Origin of the sequence: Gordonia sp. p3-SID1431 (assembly GCF_025143765.1) — a bacterium.
In the GTDB taxonomy this organism is placed as follows: domain Bacteria; phylum Actinomycetota; class Actinomycetes; order Mycobacteriales; family Mycobacteriaceae; genus Gordonia; species Gordonia hongkongensis.
In genome coordinates, this window is sequence record NZ_JAMBDT010000066.1 from 19,008 (window position 1) to 27,731 (window position 8,724).

The 8,724-nt window shown below is 68.6% G+C and carries 6 protein-coding genes; all 6 read right to left on the reverse strand.

Annotated features, from left to right (window positions below):
• Positions 1 to 19: 19 nt before the first annotated feature.
• The 6 genes from M4D77_RS16145 to groL all read right to left on the reverse strand — a co-directional run bounded on the left by M4D77_RS16145 (position 20) and on the right by groL (position 8,654).
• Positions 20 to 1,528, reverse strand: coding sequence for a PH domain-containing protein (locus M4D77_RS16145; protein ID WP_259936682.1), 1,509 nt, complete (start codon positions 1,526 to 1,528; stop codon positions 20 to 22).
• Positions 1,515 to 2,033 (reverse strand): PH domain-containing protein, encoded by a 519-nt coding sequence (locus tag M4D77_RS16150; RefSeq protein WP_078113338.1) that lies wholly within the window; start codon positions 2,031 to 2,033, stop codon positions 1,515 to 1,517. Before M4D77_RS16150 ends, M4D77_RS16145 begins: the two co-directional genes overlap by 14 nt.
• 31 nt (positions 2,034 to 2,064) lie before the next feature.
• The gene (locus M4D77_RS16155) at positions 2,065 to 2,826 is read right to left on the reverse strand and encodes an SDR family NAD(P)-dependent oxidoreductase (protein ID WP_065631863.1); all 762 of its coding nucleotides are present in this window, start codon (positions 2,824 to 2,826) and stop codon (positions 2,065 to 2,067) included.
• A 65-nt stretch (positions 2,827 to 2,891) separates the two neighbouring features.
• Entirely contained in the window at positions 2,892 to 4,787 is a 1,896-nt protein-coding gene (locus M4D77_RS16160) for an acyl-CoA dehydrogenase (protein ID WP_259936683.1), read from the reverse strand.
• Between the two features lie 138 nt (positions 4,788 to 4,925).
• Entirely contained in the window at positions 4,926 to 6,731 is a 1,806-nt protein-coding gene (locus tag M4D77_RS16165; RefSeq protein ID WP_078113339.1) for a helix-turn-helix domain-containing protein, read from the reverse strand.
• A gap of 270 nt (positions 6,732 to 7,001) precedes the next feature.
• On the reverse strand, positions 7,002 to 8,654 hold the full coding sequence (gene groL / locus M4D77_RS16170; RefSeq protein ID WP_078113340.1) for a chaperonin GroEL: 1,653 nt from the start codon (positions 8,652 to 8,654) through the stop codon (positions 7,002 to 7,004).
• Positions 8,655 to 8,724: the final 70 nt, after the last annotated feature.

An 8,724-nucleotide genomic window follows, 5' to 3' on the forward strand; every position in this document is an offset into this window, starting at 1 on the left:
CTGACCTGAACGGGTGTCGTCAGGGCACGAGGAACGGGCGGATCCAGTCGGGCGAGACATCACGGGCGACGCCGGCCGCGGTCTCCTCGTCGACGTCGACGAGAGGGTAGTGCTCGGCGCCCGCCGCGGTGGCGAGAATGAGTGTGGTGACGCCCGCCCGGCGCTGGAAGAGCGACGTACGGCTGGCCCAGCCGATCACACCGTCCCGGTCGACGACGACGCGTTGCCGCGCGACGCTCGGCGGTGCGATGACCACCGAGCGAGAGGTCAGCCGATGCCCGAGGTGCCGGGCGCGGACGACACCGAGCGCCGTCGAGCCGAGAACGGCGACGACCCCCACCGCCAGCCATGGCGCCGGCAGGGCGCGCGTGAGTACCGCGACGCCGATGGCGACGAACACGACTGCGCCGGACAGAAATCCGCGGTTGATACGACGCCGCCCGGCGGTGACGCCGTGTCCGACGAGCGGCGTGGTGAGCTCGGTGCGTTCGTCGGTGACCAGACCGGCGACGCGCATCGCCTCGTCGATCGGTGCCGGTGGCAGCAGTAGCGGGTGCTTGGTGCCGCCGGTGGCGATCGCCTGCAGTCGAGCGCCTTTGAGTGGGCGCATGAGGACCGGCTCGGTGAGGTGACTGCCGCGGATGCGCCGTTCATCGAAGCTGATCGCGTTGGTGGTCAGCAGTCCGCGTTCGGTGCGCAGGGTCCCGTCGGGGGAGCGGAGGAGCCGGAAGTTCCAGTAGTTCAGGACGTACCCCAGGACGGACAGGATTCCGCCGACGACGATCACGAGCAGACAGGCACCCAGCACGACGAGTCCGATCGCGGTCTCGCGGATGGAGTCGACGGCATCGCGCGCGAATCCGATCCCCTCCGCGAATACCCCGGCGTCGTTGGCGATCTGCGCGGCGAGGCCGGCGGCGCCCGCGGCCAGTGCGAGCCCGGCGACGGAGAAGGGGGAGTAGCGCAGCCACGAGGTCTGGAACCGCGCCAGGACCGTGAGGTCCTCGGCCGCCACCGGGGCGGTCGGGTCGTCGGGGTCTGTGCCGGCGGGCGCCGACGGTCCCCGCAGGGTGCGCGTGGCCATCAGATTGTCGTGCAGCGCCCGCGCCTCGTCGACGGTGAGTGCGGTGAGGACGACCGCCGACGACTCGTCGTCCCCTCCGGTGCCGATCTTGACCTTCTGCAGTTTCAGCACGCGGTGAACAGGGGACGCGGTGAGGTCGACGCTGCGGATGCGGTCCCGGCGCGCGGTCGCGACCTTACGTGTGACGAGCCCGCTGCGCACCCGGACGTGCTCATCGGTGACCTGGTAGCGCGTGGTCAGCCAGGGCACCACCGTCACGAAGGGCACGATGACCGCGGTGGCGATCAGGGTGAACAGCGGCGCGCCCGAGCCGGCGAAGACCAGCGCGATCACGACCGGGATCAGTGAGGGCAGGAGCTCGACGGGTTTGACGGCCATCATCCACGGCGACAACCGGTGCCAGTCCTCCGGCCCGTCGACGGCGAACGGCTCAGGTCGCGTCATCGGTGAAAGCCTGTGTGCGGATGGTCAGATCGGCGGCGGTCGTCCGTGCGACCTCCGCGTCGAGACCGGCGATGTGGATCGTCCCGGCCGACGACGCCGTGGTCACGGTGAGGGTCGCCAGCCCGAGGAACTGTTCGATCGGCCCGGCCTCGGTGTCGACCACCTGGATCCGGGCGATCGGGATGATCACGCGGTGCCGGACGAACCAGCCCGATTGCGAGTACACCGCGTCGTCGCTGACCTCCCAGCGGTGAAAGCGGTAACGCCACTGCGGGACAATCGCGACCCAGGCGACGGTCACGACGACCACCGCGACCGCGGCGAGCACCGCGATCCATCGCGTCTGGTCGACGACGACGGCCACCACGACGGCGGCGACCACGCCCAGGACCCCGAGGACGAGCGGGCCGATGCGCCACAGGGTCTTGGCGCGTGGATCGACACTGTTGACCGGGTCACGCAGGGTGGGGTGCACCGGCACGGTCGGATCAGATGAGGGCTCCATTGCCGCCAGTCTAGGGGTGGATTCCCCGATGCTAGGTGACGGTGATGCCGCCGTCGACGGGCAGCGTCTGGCCGGTGACGTATCCGGCTGCGGCCGAGGACAACCAGATCGCGGTGGCAGCGAGTTCCTCGCCGTGTCCGGTCCGGCCGAGGAGTACCCGGGGCATCTGGGAGTCGAGATATCCCGGTTGGTAGGTGTCGGTCATCTCGCTCTCGAAGAATCCGGGGGCGATGGCGTTGACGCGAATGCCCTTGCGCGCGCCCCATTGCTGGGCCAGGTCGCGGGTGAGGCCGATGACGCCGGCCTTGCTCGCGGCGTACGCCGCCTGCGGCAGCCCGGCGGTGGTGATGCCGAGGATCGACGAGATGTTGATGATCGAGCTACCCGGTTGCATCACCCGCCCGCAGGCCTGGGCCATCCAGTAGGAGCCGTTCAGGTTGACGTCGATGACGCCGCGGAACTGTTCGGGGGTCTCGCGGGTCGCCGGGTACGCGGTCCCGACGCCGGCGTTGTTGATGAGCACGTCGACCTTGCCGAAGGTCTCCATCGCGGCGTCGACGACCCGCTGACACTGCTCGGGGTCGGCGACATCTGCGGGGACCACCAGCGCCTTGCGGCCGAGTTCCTCGACGGCGGCAGCGGTGTCGGCGAGCTTCTCCGCCCGGCGCGCGGCGAGTACGACATCCGCGCCCGCCTCGGCGAAACCGCGGGCGAACGAGACCCCCAGCCCGGACGAGGCACCGGTCACGATGACCACCTTGCCGGTGGTGTCGAACAGATCCATCACGGACATCGTTGTCTCCCTTGAGTACTCAGCACGGTGACCGACGCGGGGCGCCGGTCGAGTCGGAATCGGCGTCAGAACCAGGACGGTTCTACGTCGAGGGTGGTGCGGTCGAGTGCGGTCAGCAGATCGAGCTGTGGGCCGGTCTTGGGTAGTTCATACCGGAAGAAATACTGTGCCGCAGCGCGTTTGCCGTCGTAGAAGTCACCGGTCCGGCCGTCGGCGGCGAGGAGTTGTTCGAGCCAGATCCAGGCGATCACGATGTGGCCAGCCGTCTCCAGGTAGATCGTGGCGTTGGCCAGCGACAGCTTCGGGTCGCCCGCCGACCAGATGTGCGCGGTCACCTTCACCAGCCGGTCCACCACCGCGTGCAGCGTGTCGGCAAGGGTGTCGAGTCCGTCGACAGTCCGTGCGCGGGCGACGGTGGCCTCGATCGTCTCGGCCAGCGCGGCGAGACCGGCCCCGCCCTGCATGATCACCTTGCGCCCGAGCAGGTCCAAGCCGTGGATGCCGTGGGCGCCTTCGTGGATCGGGTTGAGCCGGTTGTCCCGGTAGTACTGCTCGACGTCGAACTCGCGGGTGTAACCGTATCCGCCGTGGACCTGGATCGCGAGGCTGTTCGCCTCGAGACACCACTGGGAGGGCCAGCTCTTCGCGATCGGGGTGAGCACCTCGAGCAACAGGTTCAACCGGTCGCGTTCGGCGGGGTCGGTCGTGGTGGCTGCTTCGTCGACGAGGGTGCTGCAGTACAACCCGAACGCGAGAGAGCCTTCGACGTAGGACTTCTGGGCGAGCAGCATGCGACGCACGTCGGCGTGTTCGATGATCGGGACCGGTTTGGTCGACGGGTCCTTGTGGTCGACGGGTCGGCCCTGCGTACGCACCTTCGCGTAGTCGAGGGAGGCCCGGTACCCGGCGTAACCCAGTGCGGTGGCGAGGAATCCGACGCCGATGCGCGCTTCGTTCATCATGTGGAACATGTAGGACAGGCCGCGGTGTTCGTCGCCGACGAGGTAGCCGACAGCGCCGGGAGCGGAGCGAGCGGGCTGATCGTCCACAGCGCCGGGAGCGGAGCGAGCGGGCTGATCGTCCACAGCGCCGGGAGCGGAGCGAGCGGGCTGATCGTCCACAGCGCCGGGAGCCGTCTGGGTGGAGTCGGCGGGGAAGGTGCCATCGCCGAAGTTGAGCAGGGTGTTGGTGGTGGCGCGGTTGCCCATCTTGTGGTTGAGGCCGACGAGCGCGACGTCGTTGCGTGTTCCGTCGGCGAGGTACTTGGGCACGATGAACAGCGAGATGCCCTTGACGCCGGGGCCGCCGCCGGGGATCTTCGCCAGGACGAGATGGACGATGTTCTCGGTGAGTTCGTGGTCTCCGCCCGAGATCCACATCTTGGTGCCGGTGATGCGGTAGGTGCCGTCGCCGGCGGGTTCGGCCTTGGTGGTGATGTCGGCCAGCGACGAGCCGGCCTGTGGCTCGGACAGGCACATCGTGCCGGAGAAGCGGCCTTCGACGAGGGGACGGACCCAGGTGTCGCGCTGCTCGGGGGTGGCGTACTCGGCCAGCAGGTTCGCGTTGCCGACGGTGAGGAAGTTGTACGACGACATCGCGGCGTTGGCGGCCTGGAACCACACGGCGGAGGCCTGGCGGATGACGGTGGGCAGTTGCATGCCGCCGAGTTCGTCGTCGAAGGAGGCCGAGATGAGACCGGCCTTGCGGTACTCGGTGAGGCCGGCGACGATCTCGTCGGGCAGGACGACCTTGCCGTCGTCACCGATGTAGGGCTCGTTGGCGTCGCCGATCTTGTTGGCGGGTGCGAAGCACTTCATCGCGATGTCGGCGCTGAGTTCGAGCACGGCGTCGAAGGTCTCCCGTGAGTGTGCCGAGAAGCGTTCCCGCGAGGTCAGCGTCTCGACATCGAGCCATTCGTAGAGCAGGAACTCGAGGTCCCGCCGGGACATGGGTGTGGTCATCGCACTTCCTCGTCGTTCAGGTGGGCGGACGCTGGTACGCGGATGTCCGTCGCCCGTCCATCATGCCCCGGCATCAGGGCTCGCCCCGACCCGGGTTTCGCCAGTGGGTTGTCCCGAGCGGCGACACGGCCGGCGTGGTCAGACGTCGATACCGAATTCCTTGATCTTGCGATAGATCGTCGCGCGCGAGATGCCCAGCGCGTGGGCGGCGGCGAGTTTGTTGTGGCCGTTCTCCTCGAGACTGCGCACGATGGCGTCGCGTTCGAGGGCCTCGATGCGGGTGAGGGTGTGACGGCTCTGCGCCCGATACGTCGGGGGCAGTTGCGTGACGGTGATCGTCCCGGAACGGTGGTGGGTGACCACGTCGCGCAGGGCCTGACGCAGTTCGGCGACGTTGCCCGGCCAGGTGTATTTGCTGAGCTGGCGCATCGCGTCCGGCGCCACCGGCAGTTCCTTGCCGCGGGTGAGCTGGCGCAGGATCGCGGGCACCAGGACCTGTAGATCTTCGATGCGGTGCCGGAGGGGTGGCACCTCGACGGTGTGGGAGAAGAACGGAAGCAGCGTCGCGCCGAGCGCTGGCAGTGTGTCGACGGTGCTCAGGGTGATGCCGAGCCAGCCCGCGTGTTCGCGACCCTGCAGCACGTCGGCGACGTCGAACAACATGTCGTCGTCGAACTCGTCGATGTCGCGCAGGATGATCGCGAAGTCGTCGCGTTCGATCTCGGCGGTGAAGGTGTCGAGGGTGTCGGCGTCGGAGAAGTCCTCGGCGGAGAAGACGCGGATGGTGCCGCGGCGGTACTGGCCGGCGGCCGCACGCAACACCGCGGCCCGGCCGCTCCCGCGTTCGCCCGATACCGCGATCCATCGGCCCGCGCCGACATGTTGGGCGATGCGATGACAACACTCCCGCCACGACGAACTGCGGCCGACGATGCCGGGCAGCGTCGCCGCGGCCGTCGGACGGCGTCGCGGTTCCGGAGCCGGACCGGGATCCATCAGGTGTACGTGGAAGACCGCGATGCCGGCGTCGGTGTCGGAGAACTCGACGACCGGCGCGAGTCGGACCGCGCGTCCGCTGGGCAGGGTGTTGACCCGGCGGGTCGACGAATTGTCCAGGGTCTGGTCCACGGCGTGCTCGAGCATCGACACCTGGTCTTGCGGATCGATGCTCTGGCGCAGTCGCCGGTTCATCAGCACGACGTCGGCGGCCAGCGCCAGGACCATCATCTGCGGCGCACGGCGGCAGGTGGCGAGATACGCTGCGAGCAGCCGGGATTCGCGCTCGCTGGCGTTCGTCAGCATCTGCTGCTCGATCTGGACGGTGGCCGACTTGGCCAGGGAGAGCAGCAGTGAACCCCCCTCCTCCACCCATCCGGTGAGATCGAGTGCGCCGACGATGCCGCCGGAGAAGGGGTTTCGGATCGGGACACCGGCACAGCTGAGCTGAGCGAGGCAGCCGGCGTAGTGCTCGGCGCCGGTGACGAGTGTGGCCTGCCGGGTCTCGAGTGCGGTGCCGATCCCGTTGGTGCCGGCGTGTTCTTCGCTGTAGCTGTACCCGGGAGCCAGGGAGACGGCATCGAGTTGGCCGAGGAGTTCCCGGCTGCCGGTGGCGCGCGACAGGACCACGCCGTCGGGGGAGGTGAGGATGATGCTCACCGGTTCCGCCGAGAGGTCGACGGCGAGCTGGTCGAGCACCGGACGGGCCGCGCTCATCAACGGGCTGTCCGTGTTCGGTTCGCGGACGAAGGGGAGTTCGAGTCGGTCCGCCTGCACCTTGAACGACCGCGACCGTCTCCACGAGGTGGAGATCGCGTCGCGGACGGTGCCGCCGAAACGGTCGTCGGCTACGCCGTCGTCGCTGAGGAAACGTTCGCGCGCCCGCGCGACGTAAGCGATCGAATTCCGGGCCTGGGCTGAGGGCTGATGATTCACCGGGGTAGACAACTCCCTACTGTGATGTACGTCTCACATCATCAGCAGTGTACAGAACAACGGGCTGGTGGCGGGGGTGGGTCGAGCCGGACGAAACGGACCGTGCTGACCCGCCGGGATCCGCCTGTCGGGACGGCTCGGCGGTGGGCCGGCCGCGATCGACGCCGAGAACGAATTCCGATCGCGACCGGCCCCCGTCACCGTCGTGCGGTGACGTCCCCGCCGGGGTCGATGGCCACCGGCCGGTGTGGGCCGGCCGGTGGCGGCCTGATGAAGGCCGGCCTAGTAGATGTTGGAGGGTCGGACCATGCCCTCGGCGAGGTCGCCGAAGCCGGGCGCCTCGATGGCGCCCGGGTGGGTGAGGACCTCTTCGACCACAGCCGTCTCGGTGGTGATCAGCAGGGCGGCGATGGACGCGGCACTCTCCAGTGCCGCCTTGGTGACCTTCGCCGGGTCGATGACACCTTCGTCGAACATGTCGCCGTAGCCACCGGTCATCGCGTTGAAACCGTGCCCCAGCGGCAGGCCGCTCACGACCCGGACCACCTCGTCGCCGTCGAACCCGGCGTTGGTGGCGATCCAGAAGAGCGGCTCGGCCATCGATCGACGCACGACGTCGATGCCGACGCCCTCGTCACCGGACACCTCGGCGAGCGACTCGAGCGCCCGATGTGCCTGCGCAAGAGCCGTTCCGCCGCCGGAGACGATGCCGTCCTCGACCGCCGCGCGTGTCGCTGCCAGCGCGTCCTCGACGCGGAGCATGCGCTCCTTGAGTTCGACGCTGGTGACCCCGCCGACCCGGATCACGGCCACCCGGCCGGTCAGCCGCGCGATCCGCAGTTCGAGGCTGTCGCGGTCGGCGTCGATGCGGGCGCGGGCATGCTGGGCCTCGAGTTGCGCCACCCGCGCGTCGACGAGACCCTGGTCGCCACGCGCGCCGACGATCGTCGTCGCATCTTCGGTGATGGTCACCCGGTCGCACTTGCCGAGCTGCTCGACGGAGACCTCCGACAGTTCCAGCCCGGTGTCCTTCGCGATCACCTGACCGCCCAGGGCGACGGCGAGATCCTCGAGTTCGGCCACCCGCCGATGTCCGAAGCCCGGGGCCCGGACCACCACCGACTGCATCGTCTTGTGCATGTTGCCGCCGACGAGGAGCTGCAGGGCCGGGCCGTCGACGTCCTCGGCGAGGACCAACAGGGGTCGATCGGCACGCTTGGCCGCCTCGATGCTGGGCATGATCTCCTGAACGGTGGTGATCTTCTTGTTCGTCAGCAGGACCACCGGGTTCTCGAGAACCGCTTCCATGCGTTCGTGATTGGTCACCATGTAGCCGGAGATGTACCCGTGGTCGAACTCGATGCCGTCCACCACGTCCACGCCCAGCCCGAGCGTGTCGCTCTCCTCGGTGGTGATGACACCGTTACGACCCACGTACTCGACGGCCGCCGCGATCGCCGAGCCGATCACCTCGTCGTCGCTGGCGGCCAGCGTGGCGATCCGCTCGAGGTCGCTGCGCCCGCCGAGTGCGACGGACTGCTCGGACAGCGACTCGATCACGGTGGCGATGGCACGCTCGATGCCTCGACGCACCCGCATCGGGTTGGCGCCCTGTTCGACCGCCCGTAGACCTTCACGGACCATTGCTTGCGCCAGCACGGTCGCCGTGGTGGTGCCGTCGCCGACCACCCCGTTGGTCTTCATCGCCACTTCTTTGACGAGCTGGGCGCCCATGTTGGCGAACGGGTCGCGCAACTGGATCTCGCGGGCGATGGTCACCCCGTCGTTCGTGATGGTCGGAGGGCCGGTGAGCTTCTCCAGGACCGCGTTGCGTCCCTTCGGTCCCAGCGTCACCTTGACCGCGTCGGCGAGTGCGTTGACCCCTCGCTCGAGCCGCAGCCGCGCTTCGGCGTTGTAGCGCAACTCCTTGGCCATGGTCGTCCTGCCTTTCGTTCGGTGTTCTCGGCTGTGTACTGCGGTAAATCTGTTGTGCTGCTCGCCCTTT

What these genes read in the sequence shown, in the direction of transcription:
- M4D77_RS16145 (WP_259936682.1), bottom strand. Translation starts at nt 1,528, where the DNA reads ATGACGCGACCTGAGCCGTTCGCCGTCGACGGGCCGGAGGACTGGCAC.
- M4D77_RS16150 (WP_078113338.1), bottom strand. Translation starts at nt 2,033, where the DNA reads ATGGAGCCCTCATCTGATCCGACCGTGCCGGTGCACCCCACCCTGCGT.
- M4D77_RS16155 (WP_065631863.1), bottom strand. Translation starts at nt 2,826, where the DNA reads ATGTCCGTGATGGATCTGTTCGACACCACCGGCAAGGTGGTCATCGTG.
- M4D77_RS16160 (WP_259936683.1), bottom strand. Translation starts at nt 4,787, where the DNA reads ATGACCACACCCATGTCCCGGCGGGACCTCGAGTTCCTGCTCTACGAA.
- groL (WP_078113340.1), bottom strand. Translation starts at nt 8,654, where the DNA reads ATGGCCAAGGAGTTGCGCTACAACGCCGAAGCGCGGCTGCGGCTCGAG.